Source organism: Mesonia oceanica (assembly GCF_902499555.1).
Classification (GTDB): Bacteria; Bacteroidota; Bacteroidia; order Flavobacteriales; family Flavobacteriaceae; genus Mesonia; species Mesonia oceanica.
In genome coordinates this window covers 273,669-292,181 of the sequence record NZ_CABVMM010000001.1, presented here as the reverse complement: position 1 = coordinate 292,181, position 18,513 = coordinate 273,669, and the positions used below count along the sequence as shown (strand labels likewise).

16 protein-coding genes and 2 pseudogenes are annotated in these 18,513 nt (G+C 34.6%); 16 read left to right on the top strand and 2 right to left on the bottom strand.

What is annotated here, in order from left to right:
* Positions 1-90 precede the first annotated feature (90 nt).
* The 16 genes and pseudogenes from FVB9532_RS01405 to FVB9532_RS01330 all read left to right on the top strand — a co-directional run bounded on the left by FVB9532_RS01405 (position 91) and on the right by FVB9532_RS01330 (position 15,535).
* Positions 91-864: a hypothetical protein gene (locus tag FVB9532_RS01405; protein ID WP_150543425.1), complete on the top strand. Its 774-nt coding sequence runs from the start codon at positions 91-93 to the stop codon at positions 862-864.
* Positions 836-1,243, top strand: a complete 408-nt coding sequence (locus tag FVB9532_RS01400; protein ID WP_150543424.1) for a hypothetical protein — start codon at positions 836-838, stop codon at positions 1,241-1,243. The genes FVB9532_RS01405 and FVB9532_RS01400 overlap by 29 nt, the downstream gene beginning before the upstream one ends.
* A 41-nt stretch (positions 1,244-1,284) precedes the next feature.
* Positions 1,285-2,094 (top strand): annotated as a pseudogene (locus FVB9532_RS19950) (RHS repeat domain-containing protein); the annotation flags it as partial.
* A 3-nt stretch (positions 2,095-2,097) separates the two neighbouring features.
* On the top strand, positions 2,098-2,424 hold the full coding sequence (locus FVB9532_RS01390; RefSeq protein ID WP_150543423.1) for a hypothetical protein: 327 nt from the start codon (positions 2,098-2,100) through the stop codon (positions 2,422-2,424).
* A gap of 285 nt (positions 2,425-2,709) precedes the next feature.
* Positions 2,710-3,417 (top strand): hypothetical protein, encoded by a 708-nt coding sequence (locus tag FVB9532_RS01385; protein ID WP_150543422.1) that lies wholly within the window; start codon positions 2,710-2,712, stop codon positions 3,415-3,417.
* A gap of 5 nt (positions 3,418-3,422) precedes the next feature.
* Entirely contained in the window at positions 3,423-3,944 is a 522-nt protein-coding gene (locus tag FVB9532_RS01380; RefSeq protein WP_150543421.1) for a hypothetical protein, read from the top strand.
* Positions 3,945-4,383: 439 nt separating this feature from the next.
* Positions 4,384-4,749 carry a hypothetical protein gene (locus tag FVB9532_RS01375; RefSeq protein ID WP_150543420.1) on the top strand — a complete coding sequence of 122 codons (366 nt, stop codon included), beginning with the start codon at positions 4,384-4,386 and terminating at the stop codon, positions 4,747-4,749.
* Between the two features lie 133 nt (positions 4,750-4,882).
* Entirely contained in the window at positions 4,883-6,286 is a 1,404-nt protein-coding gene (locus tag FVB9532_RS01370) for a nicotinate phosphoribosyltransferase (protein ID WP_150543419.1), read from the top strand.
* Between the two features lie 3 nt (positions 6,287-6,289).
* A complete protein-coding gene (pncA, locus tag FVB9532_RS01365) occupies positions 6,290-6,895 on the top strand; it encodes a bifunctional nicotinamidase/pyrazinamidase (protein ID WP_150543418.1) in 606 nt (201 codons plus the stop codon).
* Positions 6,896-6,996: 101 nt separating this feature from the next.
* Positions 6,997-8,121 (top strand): formylglycine-generating enzyme family protein, encoded by a 1,125-nt coding sequence (locus FVB9532_RS01360; RefSeq protein WP_150543417.1) that lies wholly within the window; start codon positions 6,997-6,999, stop codon positions 8,119-8,121.
* A 13-nt stretch (positions 8,122-8,134) separates the two neighbouring features.
* Positions 8,135-8,626, top strand: a complete 492-nt coding sequence (locus FVB9532_RS01355) for a hypothetical protein (RefSeq protein WP_150543416.1) — start codon at positions 8,135-8,137, stop codon at positions 8,624-8,626.
* A gap of 184 nt (positions 8,627-8,810) precedes the next feature.
* The gene (locus FVB9532_RS01350; protein ID WP_194716455.1) at positions 8,811-10,163 is read left to right on the top strand and encodes an FG-GAP-like repeat-containing protein; all 1,353 of its coding nucleotides are present in this window, start codon (positions 8,811-8,813) and stop codon (positions 10,161-10,163) included.
* 249 nt (positions 10,164-10,412) lie between these two features.
* Entirely contained in the window at positions 10,413-10,721 is a 309-nt protein-coding gene (locus FVB9532_RS01345; RefSeq protein ID WP_150543414.1) for a hypothetical protein, read from the top strand.
* A complete protein-coding gene (locus FVB9532_RS01340) occupies positions 10,722-11,135 on the top strand; it encodes a hypothetical protein (RefSeq protein WP_150543413.1) in 414 nt (137 codons plus the stop codon).
* A gap of 1,374 nt (positions 11,136-12,509) precedes the next feature.
* The gene (locus FVB9532_RS01335) at positions 12,510-13,430 is read left to right on the top strand and encodes a HamA C-terminal domain-containing protein (RefSeq protein WP_150543412.1); all 921 of its coding nucleotides are present in this window, start codon (positions 12,510-12,512) and stop codon (positions 13,428-13,430) included.
* A gap of 2 nt (positions 13,431-13,432) precedes the next feature.
* Entirely contained in the window at positions 13,433-15,535 is a 2,103-nt protein-coding gene (locus tag FVB9532_RS01330; protein WP_150543411.1) for a DEAD/DEAH box helicase, read from the top strand.
* Between the two features lie 34 nt (positions 15,536-15,569).
* On the opposite strand, the pseudogene FVB9532_RS01325 reads toward FVB9532_RS01330, so the two are convergent.
* Together FVB9532_RS01325 and FVB9532_RS01320 are read right to left on the bottom strand one after the other, a co-directional pair.
* A pseudogene (locus FVB9532_RS01325) lies at positions 15,570-17,044 on the bottom strand (SLC13 family permease).
* Between the two features lie 229 nt (positions 17,045-17,273).
* Positions 17,274-18,497 carry a porin gene (locus FVB9532_RS01320; protein ID WP_150543410.1) on the bottom strand — a complete coding sequence of 408 codons (1,224 nt, stop codon included), beginning with the start codon at positions 18,495-18,497 and terminating at the stop codon, positions 17,274-17,276.
* Between the last annotated feature and the right edge of the window lie 16 nt (positions 18,498-18,513).

Genomic DNA, 18,513 nt, shown 5'->3' with positions numbered 1-18,513 from the left:
GGCTATTCTTATGGGGAAGTTGAGTTCTTTGAAGAAAGTGGAAGCTCGCGCGAGGCAAAAGTTTAGTGGTTGTGGCTAAGTGTTGACCCAATGGCGGAGAAATATCCCGGGTGGAGTCCTTATAATTATACTTTGCAAAACCCGGTCAATTTTACCGATCCTACGGGAATGGTGGTGGAAGGATCCGACCACGAATACGAAGCCGTTTGGAATGAAGAAGAACAAAAATATGAAACAAACAAAATTAGTGGACTAGGAGGTGATAAGTATGATGTAACGCATTATAAAGGAGGTAGTCTTGATGGGAGAACAGAGTTAACAGCAGGTTGTTATTCACAATTTATTAGTTTAGGTGCAGATGTTATAAAAGGATTTAACCATAGAAATGAAGATGTAAACTGGAAAAAAATTTATGATGAATTTGTAAATGGTAATGGTCCGAAAAGAAGTCTGATGGACGATAATCATCCAATGACAGAAGATATGAAAATGTCTTATGCTGCTTATAAAGCAAGGGCTATGTACTTGAAAAGAGCCGAGAAAGGATATACTCCTGTTAATTTTGGTTTGGGTGGTATAGTTAGGTCAGGTTTAAATATGACAGAACAGATGGTTGGCTCTGCAGGAGCAAGTATATACCCATTAGGAGATCAGGTCATTATATTGTTAACCGATACTAAAACACCACAATCATTATTTTATCATTTACCAGGTTTAAAACCAATGCATAATAGAGATCATAATCGTACTAACAGGTTAATGCCATATTCTGAAACTAAGCAAAGCTATATATGGATAGAATCTGTAAATAGCTTAAAACAAAACCATTATATTTATGACACTAGATTTGACACAGATTGGTAAAATGCTTTTAATATTTATTTTCTTCATTTTTCAGAGTTGCTCTAACAAAAATATAAATGAAGATAATATCCAAGGAGTTTATATTGGTAATTTTCAAAATAATATTGATACTTTAAAAATAACCGAAAATAATGAATATGTTAGAACTATTTATTCAAAAGACAGTACTCTTATTTTTAAAAACTTATCTGAATGGGAAATATCTGAAGGAGAGCTAATTTTAAAAGATTTTTTACTGAATAATAATAAGATTGAAAAAAATAAAAAATATTTGAATATTGATTTAATAACTGTTTATTTTCCAATAGAATCTAGCTTAGGAAAGTTTCGACTAATTGAAAATTACGATCAAAATTTGTTTTATAAAAAAATAAAATAAATTTTATAAAACCAGTCTAAAAAGTAGCCAATTACTATGGGGCGAGGTACTATAAACCGAAATGGAGTGTTTGGTTAAGTGTTGACCCATTGGCGGAGAAATATCCCGGGTGGAGTCCTTATAATTATACTTTGCAAAACCCGGTCAATTTTACCGATCCTACGAGGATGGTGGTTGAATCTGTTCAAAAGCCACTTGATGATTATGGGTATGACAAGAATACCGGAGAATTATTCTTAATTAGAAAAACAAAAGACAATTTTGATAGGATATTTACGGGAGAAAAAAAAGCAAGTGGTCTGTTTATGCCTGATGGTGATTATAAAGATATAAGTAAAGGTGTCTTATCTGGTGAATTTGGATTAGATTACTCTAAGGAGGGGATGATTTTTAGAGGTGGTAGTTTAGATGAAGGTTTACAAGCAATGAAATTTTTATCCTTTAAATCAAGTAAAGAATTTAGTGCCTGGGCCTTTGATGATAAATCAATAGGTGGTAAAGGATTAGCTTTAAGTCCTTGGAGTGGAAATACAATGTCGCAATCTTGGGACTACTATGCATCCTCAAAAAAAGTAGGCAATATGGTTGATTTCGGAAAGAAGTTATTTCATATACATACTCACCCTGGAGGTTCTCCTGGTTATGGATATGGATACCCTTCCAAAAGTTTTGATGAATTTGGAAACTTAAATGGTGGTGATCTTTTGCATATAAAAAAGAATCCAAGTCTGCCTCATTATATTTTATCTAAGCACCACGGAGTAACTAGGTATTATCCTATAGGAGGTAAACAAGCTCAACCATCTAATGATTTAGATACTTACTTGAATAGTATAATAATTAGAAATTAAAATATGAAAATTAAAGTAGGTCTGTTGTTGATTTTATTGATATCTAGTTGTAGTCATAAACAAAATGAAAATCAACTTTTAAAAAGAGTTAAGGAGGAATATGCAAAAAGTATAAAGCTTAAAGTAGATAAAATTAGGTTTAGTATAGAAAAAGATAGCTTTAGAGATAAAAAAATATACAGAATCAGTGGATGGACTAAAAATCAGACCAATAGTGATGAATGGATTTTGGCTGTTTGCAGAAATAAAAAACATAAGATAATAAGACACACAGCATTTATGCCATTGGATAGTTTAAAACCATTAAAAAGCTTTCAATGTTCCAAATAAAATAACAACTTATTCTTACCCTGCCAATTTTTCATCAAGGCAATCAGATTGTACATCTTTGAATATCAGATCAAGCATATATAAAACCCTTTATTTATAGACAAGGTTTATTTAGAGTATTTCTAGGCGGAAATCTTCAGCCTTTAAAACAGTAAAAGAAAGTCCTGTATTTTTTTCTTTCTACTAAAAATAAAAGGCTATTCTTATGGGGAAGTTGAGTTCTTTGAAGAAAGTGGAAGCTCGCGCGAGGCAAAAGTTTAGTGGTTGTGGCTAAGTGTTGACCCAATGGCGGAGAAATACCCCGGGTGGTCACCATATAATTATACTTTGCAAAACCCGGTCAATTTTACCGATCCTACGGGGATGGTAGTGGAAGAGCCACCTGTAAACGGACTGGACTGGTTTGCAGATGATACTGGGGACTATTTCTGGAATGAAGATGAAGGTAAATATGAACATTATAGTCCAAAAGATGGATCTTTTCAAGGTTATTATTCTGCGGATCAATATGCGGAACCTGTAGGTGATTACTCTATTATTTTTGATCTTTCCGGGATGGAACCTGATGATGAATACGATCCTTCTAAAACTATTTGGTCAGTAGCAGCACCTTTATTAGCAGGTTTTGAAAAAATGTCTGCTGTTACCTTTTCAGAGGTTAAGGATATAAGTGACCCAGAAAAATATCCAGGAGTTAAAATATATAGTTCTGAACATATGAATGGCGCTATTACCTTAGGGAACTTGATTATCACTAATCCAGACATGGAAGGAGCTAATACTTTAGATCACGAATATGGTCATTATTTAGACTATAAATTTCATTTTAAATACAATAAGACAAAGTATTTACAAGAGATAGGCTGGCCAAGTTTAAAAAGTGCAACAGAAAGCACTTTTGGAAATAAAAGTCATAAAGGTTCAACAACCGAGAAACGTGCTAATCGTCTAGGGGGGGAATGGAGTGATAATAAAACATTAAAGAAGAGGTAGTTGTTATGAAAAAATACAATATAGCTTATATAGTCACTTTAACTTTATTGATTTTAAGTTGCGATCCCATGGATAATAGAATGCTAGTTTACAATAACAGTTCAGATGATATTTTTGTCAGGATGATTTTTATTAATAAAGATGTTAAAGAAACTATGGTTGGGCTAAGAAAAATAAAATCAAAAAGTAAGGAAAGAATAGGGAAGCTTTATAGTTGGGAATCAGAATTTGAAGATTCTAGTGATAGTATTCTTAGCGTAGTAATATTTAGTGATTATGTTTTCTTGGATAATAAATATGAGGCGAGTAATAAAAATAAAAGTGATAGTTTATTAAAATTAGGTGATTATCAAGTTCATCACTATAAATATTCTGATTTAGAAAATAATGATTGGGTAATAAAATATCCAGAAGATGGCTTTAAAAAAGGAAAAAAATTATTTACAGAGAATAATAACAGAAAAAAGCCAACACCAAACCCTAAAGTGCTAAAAGAAAAAGAGATAGAAGACAGGTGGAATGATTAATAATAATAGACGACCCCAAATGGAGTATTTGGTTAAGTGTCGATCCGTTGGCGGAGAAATACCCCGGGTGGTCGCCGTACAATTATACATTGCAGAGATTAAGCAAGACCTACCCAATTAAAAGTTAATTTCGAGGGGAAAGCACAGAGATATTTCATACATAAATAAAGTGTTTTTATGATAATGTTTCTATAAATAAGAAATTAAAACAATTATTTAAAATCGCTAATAGATACTTAAAAATCAGAAAAGTAAGCAAAGTTTTCATTTCCAAATTTTCATTTTAAAGCTTCTTAAATTTAAGTTATCAGAATTTAGATAACTTTTAGTTTACGCATTAATAAAAATTTAAGCCGAGCAGTTAAAAGATTACGAAAACGTTTTCGGAATAAAATATTCTTTCTACTTTTATCCCCAGAAATCAAAAAACACAAAAGCAATGACGGCGTATCTGACAGAATATGAAATTAAAAACGGATTAAAAACCTTGGTAAAGCAATATGTTGAAAACTGTGAAAATTGCCAGCAACTATCCGATGAATTTGTAGAATTGATTCGATATACTTTAAAAGCAAAGTATGCCAATTACAATCAAGAAACCAGAACTATCCAAATTGGTATAAAACAAGAAAATCAAAACTCTTTTTATAGCGATATTAAAGTGTATTCTTATTCCTTAAAAGAAGCGGAAAAAGAATTAGATAAAAACTTTAGCAACTATCAAGGAAAAGAGTTAGTCTATTTTGGTAAGTTCCTTAAAGGCCAACTAAACGATGTAAGCTCAGAAATTCGAGTAATTCGATAAAACAAAAAAAATTGATGAATTAGAAAAACCTCCATTCTCTATAGAAGATGGAGGTTTTTTTTAATTCATTTTTAGCATTGTGACCTGCAAAAACTGTTCAACAATAACTAATTTTGTAGAAAGCCCTTACCCAATGTTCAATTTCACACTTACCTATACCGACCTTTACCAACTGAGTATGGCACAGGTCTATTTTCTAAAAGGCAAAACCCAAGAAAAAGCGGTTTTCGATTATTTCTTTCGGAAAATCCCTTACCAAGGTGGCTTCGCCATTTTTGCCGGACTTCATGATTTTCTGGAACTTTTGGAAAACCTATCCTTCAGTAAAGAAGATATCGCTTATTTAAAAACGCAGGATTTTGACGAGTCATTTGTAAACTACCTAGCAGACTTTCGGTTCTCCGGAAAGATCCGCGCATGTCAAGAAGGAGAAGTAGTTTTTGCTACCTCTCCAATTTTACAAGTGGAAGCCACTATTATTGAAGCACAACTCATAGAAACCATTCTACTGAATTTATTAAATTTCCAGACCTTAATTGCTACCAAAGCCAGCCGTATTAAACTTATTGCTCAAGAAAAAACCTTGTTAGATTTTGGACTGCGACGAGCACAAGGACCGGGTGGTTATTACGCCAGTAAAGCAGCCGTCATCGGAGGTTTTGATGGCACTAGCAATGTGAGTGCGGGAAAGGATTTCAACATTCCTATTTCGGGCACTATGGCCCATTCTTTTATTCAAAGTTATGATAGTGAATTAGAAGCTTTTCGGGATTTTGCAACTAACCGACCCAAAAATTGTGTATTGTTAGTAGATACTTATGATACGCTAAAAAGTGGCGTCCCCCATGCGATTAGCGTCGCCAAAGAAATGGAAGCCCGAGGGAATCGGTTATTGGCCATTCGCTTAGATAGTGGAGATTTAGCCTATTTTGCTAGAAAAAGCCGAAAACTATTGGATGATGCCGGTTTATCGTATGTAAAAATCGCTGCGTCGAATCAATTAGATGAATTTGTCATTAAAAGTTTACAAGAACAAAATGCGCCTATTGATATTTATGGCGTAGGCACCAATCTAGTGATAGGGAAACCCGATGGCGCCTTGGACGGCGTTTATAAATTAGCTTTTGCTGCTGGAAAACCACGAATTAAAATCTCAGAAAGCTTAGCAAAAACCACCATTCCTCATCGTAAACAAGTATTTAGAACCTACGATGAACACGGCAACTTTAGCGGAGCCGATGTGATAGCCATGGAAGAGGAAGTACACATAACGCAAATGAATCACCCTTTTGAGCCTTACAAAAACCTAAAGGTGGAACATTTTAAACAAGAACCTCTTTTACACGTCGTGATGGAAAATGGGAAAAAAGTAAACCCCTCGCCTTCCTTACAAGAAATTGCAGCCTTTCGTAAACAACGTTTATCCTTACTTCCGTTAGAATATAAACGTTTCGACAACCCGCATATTTACAAAGTGGGGATTAGTGATGCCTTAAAACAAGAACGCGATAAATTAATCCGCTCCCATAAAAATTAACCTATGAAAGTTTTAATCATTATCGACGCTCAAAACGATTTTATGCCGGGCGGAAGCTTAGCAGTTCCCCAAGGCAATAAAATTATCCCGGTGATCAATCAAATCCTTCCCCAATTTGAGTTAGTGATTGCCACGCAAGACTGGCATCCAGAAAACCATATTAGCCTTGCAAAAAATCATTTAGGAAAAAATGAGTTTGAAAGCATTCAAGTGGAAGGGATTAAACAAACCCTATGGCCGGCACATTGCATCCAAAATACGAGTGGCGCCGATTTTCATAAAGATTTACAGACTGAAAAGATAGAAGCTATTTTTAGAAAAGGTACTCATCCTATGATTGATAGTTATAGCGGTTTTTATGATAATGCCCATTTAAAATCGACCGGATTGGCAGGCTATCTCCGAGAAAAGCAAGCTACCGAATTGTATTTCTGCGGACTTGCAGCCGACATCTGTGTGAGTTTTACCGTGAAAGATGCGCTTAAAGAAGGCTTTGTTTCCTATCTCATTGAAGATGCGACCAAAGCCCTTAACGAAGAAGACTTTGCTCAAGCCAAACGCGATATTCAAGCATTGGGAGGTAAAATCGTGAACTCGGCAAAAGTGTGATATTTAGTTGTTTCAACTATTAAAATTATCTACTTCCTTGTATCTTTGAAAATAGATTGGATACCTCCAATTAGCTTTTTGGCAAGTTGAAAAAAATACTTATGAAAATTTATTTCCATCCCCTCCTACTAGTAAGCCTGGTATTCTTTTGCATCAGCTGTAAAGAAACCAATTCATCCCCAAAAAACACCAAGGAAGCATCTTCTGTAAAAGAAACTACCGCCATTGAAGAGCAACCTGCTCACCTCAAAACCCCGGAAGGAATGGTCTGGGTCGGAGGAAAAACCTTTACTCAAGGAGCCAAACCCGGAGATCCTATGGCAATGAGACGAGAAAAACCGGCGCATCAAGTTCATGTGGATGGTTTTTTTATCGATGCCCATGAAGTCACCAATCAACAATTTCAAAAATTTGTAGAAGCCACCGGTTATACAACCGTTGCCGAACGCCCTATCGATTGGGAAGAAATGAAAAAACAATTGCCTCCCGGCACTCCCAAACCGGCAGATTCTATCTTGCAACCGGGAAGTTTAACCTTCGATAAATCGGTAGAGCAAGTTGCTTCCATGAATAATTACACACAATGGTGGACCTGGCAACTCGGTGCCAACTGGAAACACCCTTATGGCGAGGGAAGCACTATTGAAGGAAAAGAAAATTTACCGGTGGTCCATATTGCCTATGAAGACGCCTTGGCTTATTGTGAATGGGCAAACCGAAGGCTGCCTACCGAAGCTGAATGGGAAGCTGCCGCTCAAGGAAAATATACCGATCAAATTTTTACGTGGGGCAATGACCCGGAAGTGTTAACCCAACATGCCAACACCTGGCAAGGTGTTTTCCCTACCCAAAACATCTCTGAAGATGGTTTTAAATATGTATCACCAGTAGCATCTTTTCCTCCCAACAGTATTGGTATTTACGATATGATGGGAAATGTATGGGAGTGGACCAGCGATAAGTTTAATGTGAATTATTACCAGCAACTCGACAAAAACCAAGTGATCAACAATCCCCAAGGCGCCGAGAAAGGTTACAGTCCACAAAACCCGTATCAAGAAGAACAAGTAATTAAAGGCGGAAGCTTTTTATGCCACGCTTCTTATTGCGCAAGTTTTCGGATTTCTGCCAAAATGGGAATGAGTCCTGATTCTGGCTCTGACCATGTAGGCTTTAGAACCGTGGCAACTCCAGAAATGTTGAGAAAGGATAGCAACAGAAAATAAAAATATATTGAAGTTGAGCAAAAAAGCTGAAAAACAATATCATCTTAAAGAAAACTCAGTGATTCTTACCACTAAAAAGCCTCCCCTTTTCTTTCGTGCATTTATGTTCCCTATGGCTTTCATCTCATTTGCTCTCCCATTACTATTTATTTATAATTTGATTGTTAATGGCGGTAGGTTTCATATTGGCTATCTAATTGCCGCAGGAGCTTTTGGTCTATTGGGATTCTATATTTTAAGAGTTGCTTTATGGAACTCCTATGGATCTGAAAAAATCTCTTTTTTTGACAAGCATATCGAGTATGAAGCAGATTATGGCTGGTTTAAAGATGGAAAAACGAGCATTACCAATAAGAAAGACAACAAGTACAGTGTTTCAGCCGTAGGTTACGAAGATGATCAGGTTGGGGTTTTAAGCATAAATGGCGAAGATGGTCAAATTACCTCTGTGGTAAAAATGCCTATCAATCAACTTGAAAATTTAATTGAAGAGTTAAAGAAATAAATTATCTTACTTTTAACCTCACCCTTATCATTCTCGCCTAAGATTCCTTTTAGCCTTGTCGCTTTTAAAAAAACAAACACGCAGGTATGTTAAAAATTTTTATATTTAAATCGGTAAAGTGTAAATAAACGCTATCGTTTATTCGCGTATGGTAGCAGGTTTAACAACATATAAAAATAAAAAAATGAATACCCCTAAACTTTCGATTTATTTGGTATTGACTATTTCATTACTATTTACCTCAAATTTATGGGCGCAGTTTTCTAATCCAATTCTTATTGATTCAAACACCGGCTTAATAACGAATATCATCACAGCTGATATAAATAACGACGGTTTAGAAGACCTTATAATTACAAAAAAGTTTTCCGCCAATACGCTTATTTCTTACTATTTGAATCAAGGAGATTTCAATTTTGGTACGGAAATTCCAATTGCCACCGGTAATAGTCAAGTTACTAATATATCGGTAGGTGATTTCAATAATGATAATTGGCTTGACATTGTTAGTATTGGTGATGCTACAAATTCTGTAACCTTTTATGTGAATAATGCATTATCATTTTCTCCACAAGTACTAGATACCTTTACTTTTTTCGAAAGTGATATTAGTGTAACTGATATCGATAATGACAACGACTTAGATATTATTGCTATTGGGGGCACCACTTTTAACGTATATTATAATGATGGGGTAGCCAATTTTACATCTCAAACTATCGCAGGACCTTTAGAAGACTTTTTTGATATTACCGTCGCAGATATTGACTCAGATGGTTTTCAAGATGTTATTACTGGTGGTAGTAATGTATCTGTCTATAAGAACAATAGTGGGGTATTGAGCTACGATTCCACTAGAAGTAGTCAGCTCGGCCAAACCACGGGTACTTTTAGTTTATTCTTACGTTTAGCCGATTTAGACAATGATGGCGATGTAGATTTATTGAGGGAAGGAAACAACTCTACCGGTGTGGTATGGATGGAAAATGACGGCAATGGAAATTTTTCCAATTTACAAACCATAGACTCAGCGGTAACGAATATAAGATCTGCTACATTAAATGATTTTGATCACGATAATGATCTTGATTTTATAATTATTCAAAATCAAGATCTATATTTATATACAAACGATAGCTTTGGTAATTTTGACGACCCAACATTAATTCAAGACGCAGAAACTATAATTAGCGTTATTCATTCTGAGGATATGAATAATGATGGGTTAGCTGATATAATTTGGTCAGCAGATTTATCGGTTCAGGAAAATAATTTGACTTTATCCACTCCCAAGCATTTAGTCACTCATAATTCAGTAAAAATTTACCCCAACCCCTCCACCGAAAATTTGTTTTTGAAAAGTCCCCAAGATGGAATTTTAAATATTTTGAACTTACAAGGTCAATTCATTTATAAAAATTTAGCTCTTAACGAAGGGGCCCACCAATTGAATATAGAATTACCACCTCAGGTATATTTTTTTAAAATAACTTTTAAAACGGGTAACACCATCACCAAGAAAGTAATAATCCAATAAGTATTCATACCAACGTACTACAAAAATGACCGTAAATAATTGCTTGTATGCACCTACTTGTAAAAATCCTCGCGTTCCGGAGCTTCGGGATTTTCAGTTAGGTACGTACTTGCAAAGTTAAGCGCTACCCCTCGTAACTACCAATATCTGATACCATCACCATCAGTTGTAATAAAACGCCTATTACTTTCAATAATTATTTTCTTCATCTAGTTAAGTGTATCAAGTCAATCAACTGATGTAGAATTGTTGATCGAAGAAACAAACAACACGAAACTTGATATATGGGAGTTGACGGATTTTGTAGCTGAGAGAATTGAATCTAAAAAAGAATTGGCAAACTTCTTTTTCCTTTGGATAGGCAAAAACATTAACTATGATTCCCAAACTTTAAAACAAATTGAACAAGGTATAATCTCTTTAAAAGAGTTTTTTGATAGCCAAGATGAGTATTATGTGTATGAAAATCGCAAAGCAGTTTGTTTAGGCTATGTCGATTTAAATAAAGATCAGAATTTTCGACACGGATGGAATGCGGTAAAGTTAAATAATGAATAGATGTTGGTGGATACAACTTGGGCAAATTCAAATGACCCAAATCAATCCGAATATTACTTTGATATAAATCCGGAATGGTTAATCCTCACCCATTATCCTGAACAGGATAAATGGCAGCTTTTAGAAAACCCATTAACTCTAGAAGAATTTAACAACTCAAAATATGTAAAACCAGTTTGGTTCCATCTTGGCTTTGATGAAGTACCAAAGCTAATGGCAGATAAAGAATATTATTATTTTGTCTACAAAGAACCTGATAATGATTGGTCAGTTAATCTTCAATACAGTTCAGAAAATATTAATTTTGACTATATAAAAGGCATGGAGGCGATTTCGATTTCACAAGCAGGAATGATGTATTATCGTTTTGAAAAAGACCAAATAACTCAAAAGCATTTTTCAAAGTTGGCTTGACATTACTAATTAATAAAAAAAAATGGATTCTCAACAATTCAACATACAGATATGATTAACTTTAAAATCTAAAAATAACTGGTCGCACAAACCCTACATAACAAAACACGAAATGTTTTTAGCACTATTCATTTCTTGAGGTTTTGAGTTGCCTTAACCTAACAGTGTTTTAAATGAACTTTCAAAAGGAAACCTTGAAGTTCTATTGAATTCAATTTTTTAGTAACGTATAGTTAATGGTATGAAGAGATGGCTCCCTACGATTTTCTTCTTATTTTCAATAGGAGTTTCAATACTAGAAAATAAGGATGATAGATTCTATTTAATATATCTTTCGGCAGTAATACTGATGTTTTCTGCCATTTGGAATTTTGTTAAAGAGCGAATAATAGTTGGTTTTATAGAACTCATGATTTTGCTAATTGCGATCTTTTTCTTTAGCCTAGGAGTATTTATATCTATGGGAGTTGAACGGGAGTATAAAAATGAGTTATCAGTTAAAAGAAGAAATCTCGAGTCCGAACATGGAGGTTGTATAGCCATTTCTACTCATGAAATATTTGTCAATACCCACTAAACTATTTCTACCAAACTTTAGCTGACCTCAACTAAATAAGAAATTAAAACTTCCTAATTTTCTATTCTTTCCTAATAGTTCTTTTTGCCTTGCAGTAAATGAAATTAAACTTTTTACTAACTTGTACAACAAGTACAACAGCTATAATTCATTGCGATTTAATTTTTTACCGGAATTCAACGCTAATTTGTTATCTTTCGGTTATGGCGGAAAATCATAGTTGATTTTCTAGAACGAAGCTATACACAAACCATTAGCTGTAATTTACCATCCAAACCTAATTCATAAATATCAATAAAGAGATATAACAACTGTCAGAAATAGTACGATTTTAGTCAAAGTAAAAAAGTATACTCAAAAATTAGCAAAGCCATAGTTTCTCCGTAGTTTCTTTGAGGCTGCCTAGGCCTATCCTTAAGTTTGAGGGGAGGAAAGCAAATATAGTTAATGAGACACTTCTAAGCTTATCAACAGTGATGGCGGTTGTTCTTATTGTGCCAGTTTCCATATTTCTGCTAAAATGGGAATGCGTCCTGATTCTGGCTCTGACCATGTAGGCTTTAGAACAGTGGCTACGCCAGAAATGTTAACCAACAATCACTAAACTATTTTCTTCACGGTTTTTGCTAGCTTCTACTCTTTTTTACTAAAATTAACAATACTTCATTGAATAAATCATAATTTTTACGGTTTTCCGTAAACTATATTTAAAAATAAATGTTAAATTTATAACCACCTTATCAAGGTTTAAGTTTAAATAAACGCAAAAACCTGAACTTCATTAAAGAAAACCGAGAATGAAATTTGAAATTATCATAAATAACATATTTGATGACGTTAAATTAGACGGCACTTTAAGTCCGACTGACAACAAATCAGTTCTTGGAATAATAAACGACTTTGAAAACGGAGAATGGAGATACGAACAGTTTCAAAAATTTGTTTGGGACAATATCACAGAAACTGCTTTAAGTCATAGTGAAAGACAAGCTTTATTAAGTGATGGTGCAGGTTCAATACTCGCTGAATCGGCAAAGAAACTACGATTAGTGGAATCCGTAGACGCAATAGGTAGAGGAAGTGAAATTGCGGAAATTGTGCTTTATGGAATAATGAAAGACCACTATTCTGCACTTCCAATCGTGCCGAAAATATTTTATAAGCAAAACACAGGAGATGAAGCTAAAGGTTCAGATAGTGTTCACATTGTCATAGAATCTGAAGATACTTTTTCACTTTGGTTTGGAGAATCTAAATTTTACAATAGTATTGAAAACGCTAGATTAGACACAATTGTCGCTTCCGTAAAAGACTCAATTAGTTTAGAGAAAATCAAAAAAGAAAATAGCATTATAACTAATTTGAGTGACATCAACGATTTAGAAGAAATCTCGGATGATTTAAGAACGAAGATAAAAGCAAGTCTTTCGCAAACTGAATCAATAGATAAAATAAAACCAATTTTAAATATTCCGATTTTGCTATTGTATGAGTGTGAACATACAAAGTCAGGTACGGATTTAACAGATGAATATAAACAAACAGTAATTGACTATCACAAAGATAGAGCAACACAATATTTCAAAAAACAAATCAATAAATGCACTGACGTGCATTTATATGAAAAAATCAATTTTCATATAATCCTATTCCCTGTAGCAGAAAAGGAAAAAATCGTGAATAAATTCATTCAAATAGCAAAAGCTTATAGAGATTAGATATGCAAGAACAAGTTTTTAACCAATGCCATATAATAAACGGACTTCTTATTTCTAATCAAGAAAATGAAGCCAGACAAGAACTTATTAAGTTGTTGGATTACCATAGCAATAATGATTTAGCATATAATCCATTAGTAAATCATTTAATAAGAGAAACTGGTCTTTTTCCATATTTAGAACCAGAGACATCAAATTGGGAAGAACGATTTATTTATAACGCATTTAAAGTAGATGTTGGCGAAGAAAAACCATTAACTCTTCATCGGGAGCAGTCATTCTTACTTAAAAGGCTTTTAGAAGGAAAAAACATTGCAGTTAGTGCACCAACCAGTTTCGGAAAAAGCTTTGTAATTGATGCCTATATTAAAATCAAAAAACCAAATAATGTTTTAATAATTGTACCAACATTAGCATTAACAGACGAAACAAGAAGAAGACTTTATAAAAAATTTGCACACGAATACAAAATCATAACAACTTCTGACGTAGAGTTATCAGACAAAAACATTTTCATATTTCCTCAAGAAAGGGCTATGAATTATATCAATATCATTGAATCCTTCGACATTATGATAGTTGATGAATTTTATAAAGCCAGTAGTAAATTTGACAAAGAACGTTCACCAAGTTTAATAAGAGCAATGATAAAGCTTGGGGCAAAATCTAACCAAAAATATTATTTAGCACCAAACATCACCTCTTTAGACAGCAATCCATTCACAGAAGATATGGAGTTTATAAGACTTGATTTTAATACAGTCTATTTAGAAAAACACGAACTCTATAATCAGATAAACAACAATGAAGAAAAGAGTGGTAAGCTGTTAGAAATTTTATCTAACAACAAAGGCAAGTCATTAATTTATGCAGGAACATATTCCAACATTGACAGCTTAACTAACTTATTTCTTGACACATACGAACCTGTAGAAAATGAACTTCTTGAAATGTTTTCAGATTGGCTATCTAAAAATTATGATGTCAATTGGAGTTTGACAAAATTAATTAGCCGTGAAATTGGTGTACACAATGGAAGGTTGCACCGTTCATTAAGCCAAATTCAAGTAAAGCTATTTGAGGAAGAAAATGGAATTAGAAATTTAATCTCTACTTCTTCAATAATTGAAGGTGTAAATACATCTGCTGAAAACGTAATAATTTGGAGAAACAGAAAAGGTATTGCCAAATTAGACGATTTCACATATAAAAACATAATTGGTAGAGGTGGCAGAATGTTTAAACACTTTATTGGTAAAATTTACATTTTGGAACAACCACCAGAAGAAGGACAAACTCAATTAGACATACCTTTTCCAGACGAAATTTTAGGAGATTTAGATGAGCCCAAGTATGAAGGTCTTTTAACCAAAGAACAGGTTGCAAAACTAAAACTTTACAATGAGGAAATGTCTGAACTAATTGGCGTTCAAGTCTATGAAGAATTAAAATCTGAATCTGTGTTTCAGTCAAGTAACTCTGATTTGATAAAGACTATTGCAATTGACTTAACTAAAAATCCTGACGAATGGAATGGTTTATATTACTTAAATGAATTCAAACCTGAAAATTGGGATAGGTTACTATATAAAATTATAAAGCTACAACCAGGAAATTGGGATACAGGCCACAAAACCTTTGTTGAGTTCATAAAAATCATTGCTTACAATTGGAGAAAATCAATTCCGGAGCTACTAAAGGAACTTGAAGATTATGATGTCGGAATTGATGATTTCTTTAAATTGGAGAGAAACATAACTTATAAATTTTCAGCATTACTTCAAGATTTGAACTCATTACAAAAAAGGATTTTAAAGAGTAAAAGTTATGACATTACAAGGTTTATGACTTTGTGTTCTCAAGCATTTCTTCCAAAAGTTGTCTTCCAACTTGAGGAATATGGTTTACCACGTATGATTTCGAAGAAATTACACGAATCAGAAGTAATGAATTTCTTTGACAGTGAATTAACAATTCATAGTGCTATAGCTCAATTAAATGAGATTGGGAAAGAAACAACAATTGAACGGACTAAAAATTTAGACAATTTTGATAAGTATATTTTGGACTATTTCTTTGACGGAATAAAAATAAAAAACACATAAACTCAATTTTATTTAAAAAACCTTCACCACAATCTCACCTCAAAAACTCCGGGAATTCCACGGTATCGAGTTGTAGTGCGATGGGTAGGTAATAATAAATCACCAGTGTGATCAAAAGGATGGAAATAATATTCATCAAAAAACCTTTTTTCACCATATCGGGAATTCGTAAATAGCCGGAGCCAAATACAATCGCATTGGGAGGCGTCGCCACGGGTAACATAAACGCACAAGAAGCCGATAAGGTCACGGCAACCATAATCATTACGGATGTACATTAAAACTCAAAGCAACGGGTGCCAAAATGGGCAATAGCATCGCGGTGGTAGCCAAGTTGGAAGTGACTTCGGTTAAAAAGTTGACCATGGCCGAAAGCACTAGAATCAATACGATGAGGGAAACGCCTTCAAACAAGGTAATTTTCCCGGCAATCCAATTGGCCAATCCGGTAGACGTAAATCCTTCGGCCAACGCCATTCCTCCGCCAAATAAGATAATAATGCCCCAAGGTATTTTTACAGCTTCGTCCCAAGTCAATAGTTTTCGGTTCCGTTTTTTGGTGGGGATAAGAAAAAGTAAAATAGCGGCTCCAATAGCGATAATGGTATCGTCCAGTCCCGGAATTACTTTTTCCAGCAAGGACCTAAAAATCCAACCTAGTGCAGCCAGTAAGAAAATAAGTCCTACCGCTTTTTCTTCATAAGAAATCTTTCCGATTTCCTTTAGCATTCCATTGATCTGTTCCTTGCTATTGATAAACTTTAAGTCTTTCAGCTTAAAAGCAAAAGAGGTGAGGTATTTCCAACAAATCATCAATAAAATGACCGATACGGGCAAGGCAAATTTCATCCAATCAAAAAAACTGATTTTCACCCCATAGGTATTTTCTAAAACTCCCGCCAAGACTAAGTTAGGTGGTGTTCCTATTAAGGTGGCTATTCCCCCAATAGAAGCACTATAGGCAATCCCCAACATCAAAGCTTTAGAGAAATAGGAAGTGCTCTTATTTTCAGCTGAATTTTGTTTAATCTGATTGGTAATGGCAATTGCAATGGGTAACATCATCACCGTCGTTGCGGTATTGGAAATCCACATAGAAAGGAAAGCCGTCGCCACCATAAAGCCTAAAATGAGGTAGGAAGCTTTAGAACCAATGGCTTTAATGATCTGTAAGGCGATTCTTCGGTGTAAATTCCAGCGTTCAATAGCGATGGCCAAAATAAAACCACCCATATATAAAAACACATATTTATGTCCGTATTGTTCAGTGGCTTCCTGAATAGGTAAAATCCCAAATAAAGGAAATAAAATCACGGGCAACAAAGCCGTTACCGCGATGGGCACAGCTTCAAAAACCCACCAGATCGCCATCCAAAGGGTTATGCCTAACAAGTTAAAGCCCTCAGGACTTAAACCTTCAGGTGCATTCGTAGATTGTATGATGATAAACACAAGAGGTCCTAAGACTGTTGCTAGGAGGCCGCTCTTTTCTTTTAGGTTATTGAACATAGCTTTGTAAAAATACAATTTGTAATTCTTTCGATCTGCTTCATTCCTTACCTATTCTACCACAGGAAGGCTTGACATGGACTCTCATCTAGTATGGCCAATTAGTATTCTAGATTTTAATAAGTTCTCGACTAAGCTTGTCTTGAGCTTTATCGAAAGGCTCGAACTGACATTCATCAACGTATTCTATTAACGGAACAAATGTAAGCTCGATAATACTAATTATTTTTTAAAAAACCACCTGTAACACTAATTCTGCTCGAAAAGTATTCACCTCATTTTGCTCGATGGAAGAAAAAGCAGTTTGTACTTTTAAATCATTGCCTTTAAAATATTTCGTAAACCCAAAGGTATAGGCTTTTTTATCGGTTAAGACCGAGCCCGCATAATCTTCAAATTCTGGACTTATACTTGTATAGCGAAGATCGAAAGCTAAACCGGATAATGTGACATAACCTGCTTGTAAGTTATAAGCATCTCCCAAAGCCAAATAGCTACTAATTTGTTGTGGTTGTAAGGCAACGGTCCCTGCTTCATTAACAAAGGTTTCTTCCAACCCGGTTGCCGAAGCATTGGCGTACTCTGCTAAAAAAGAGAAACCTTGGTACTTTAAAAGTACATCTGCATACAGCTTACGGTAATCCGGTAATTGGGGTTTTCCGTTTTCTTCATAAATCACAAAATCGTTATGACCTTCTCCTACGGCATTACTGGTCCCATCATTGTAACTGGCGGCACCGCCAATCACCATTTTTAAATGTTCTTCATGCAGCAAATCTGCGGTAAGCTTAGCATTTCCCTTTTTAAAATAGCCTAAAGGATACACATCTAATCGGCCACCATATTTGAGTCCGCCCCTATCGGTATCCCGTGAATCGGCACCAAAGGAGTTTCTTCCATCGCCGGAAGTCACTGCAATTTGCGGATGCAAACCTACAGATCCTAACAAAAATTCACCATCGACAAACACTCCAAATTCACGTCCGGTATTACTTAATTCAGTACTCAACAAACTTCGGGTAGTGAACTGAAATTTATCTTCATCAAAGGTCATTTCCCGGTTATTGGTAAAAGTTCGTTGTTGTCCTACCGTCAGGTGGATATTCTCCGTAGGATGATAAGCCACCCAAGCATCTAACAAAGGATCTGAAAGACTAAAATTGGTTTGTATAAAAAAGCTTACTTTTTCTTTTAAAGCCTTTCCTCCGATATTAAAATAAGTCCGTTTGGCATTAAATTGACTATCGCCATCTATACCTTCCGTTTTTTGATAGGAATAAGAAGGTTGAATAAACCCACCAATTTTAAATTGATAATTATTGTTTTCGAAATTAAACTGTAAACCTTTTCCCAGTTCAAAATCGGCGGTGTTGGAGTTTATAATACTATCGTTTTCTTGTGCCATAATTCCAATGGTAAAGAAAAATAAGAGGTATGTTATCGTTGTTTTCATGATGAAAGTATTCTAG

Coding starts and splice junctions, on each gene's coding strand:
- FVB9532_RS01370 (WP_150543419.1), top strand. CDS start 4,883: ATGTTCAATTTCACACTTACCTATACCGACCTTTACCAACTGAGTATG.
- FVB9532_RS01400 (WP_150543424.1), top strand. CDS start 836: ATGACACTAGATTTGACACAGATTGGTAAAATGCTTTTAATATTTATT.
- FVB9532_RS01350 (WP_194716455.1), top strand. CDS start 8,811: ATGAATACCCCTAAACTTTCGATTTATTTGGTATTGACTATTTCATTA.
- FVB9532_RS01340 (WP_150543413.1), top strand. CDS start 10,722: ATGTTGGTGGATACAACTTGGGCAAATTCAAATGACCCAAATCAATCC.
- FVB9532_RS01360 (WP_150543417.1), top strand. CDS start 6,997: ATGAAAATTTATTTCCATCCCCTCCTACTAGTAAGCCTGGTATTCTTT.
- FVB9532_RS01380 (WP_150543421.1), top strand. CDS start 3,423: ATGAAAAAATACAATATAGCTTATATAGTCACTTTAACTTTATTGATT.
- FVB9532_RS01320 (WP_150543410.1), bottom strand. CDS start 18,497: ATGAAAACAACGATAACATACCTCTTATTTTTCTTTACCATTGGAATT.
- pncA (WP_150543418.1), top strand. CDS start 6,290: ATGAAAGTTTTAATCATTATCGACGCTCAAAACGATTTTATGCCGGGC.
- FVB9532_RS01405 (WP_150543425.1), top strand. CDS start 91: ATGGCGGAGAAATATCCCGGGTGGAGTCCTTATAATTATACTTTGCAA.
- FVB9532_RS01330 (WP_150543411.1), top strand. CDS start 13,433: ATGCAAGAACAAGTTTTTAACCAATGCCATATAATAAACGGACTTCTT.
- FVB9532_RS01390 (WP_150543423.1), top strand. CDS start 2,098: ATGAAAATTAAAGTAGGTCTGTTGTTGATTTTATTGATATCTAGTTGT.
- FVB9532_RS01375 (WP_150543420.1), top strand. CDS start 4,384: ATGACGGCGTATCTGACAGAATATGAAATTAAAAACGGATTAAAAACC.
- FVB9532_RS01335 (WP_150543412.1), top strand. CDS start 12,510: ATGAAATTTGAAATTATCATAAATAACATATTTGATGACGTTAAATTA.
- FVB9532_RS01385 (WP_150543422.1), top strand. CDS start 2,710: ATGGCGGAGAAATACCCCGGGTGGTCACCATATAATTATACTTTGCAA.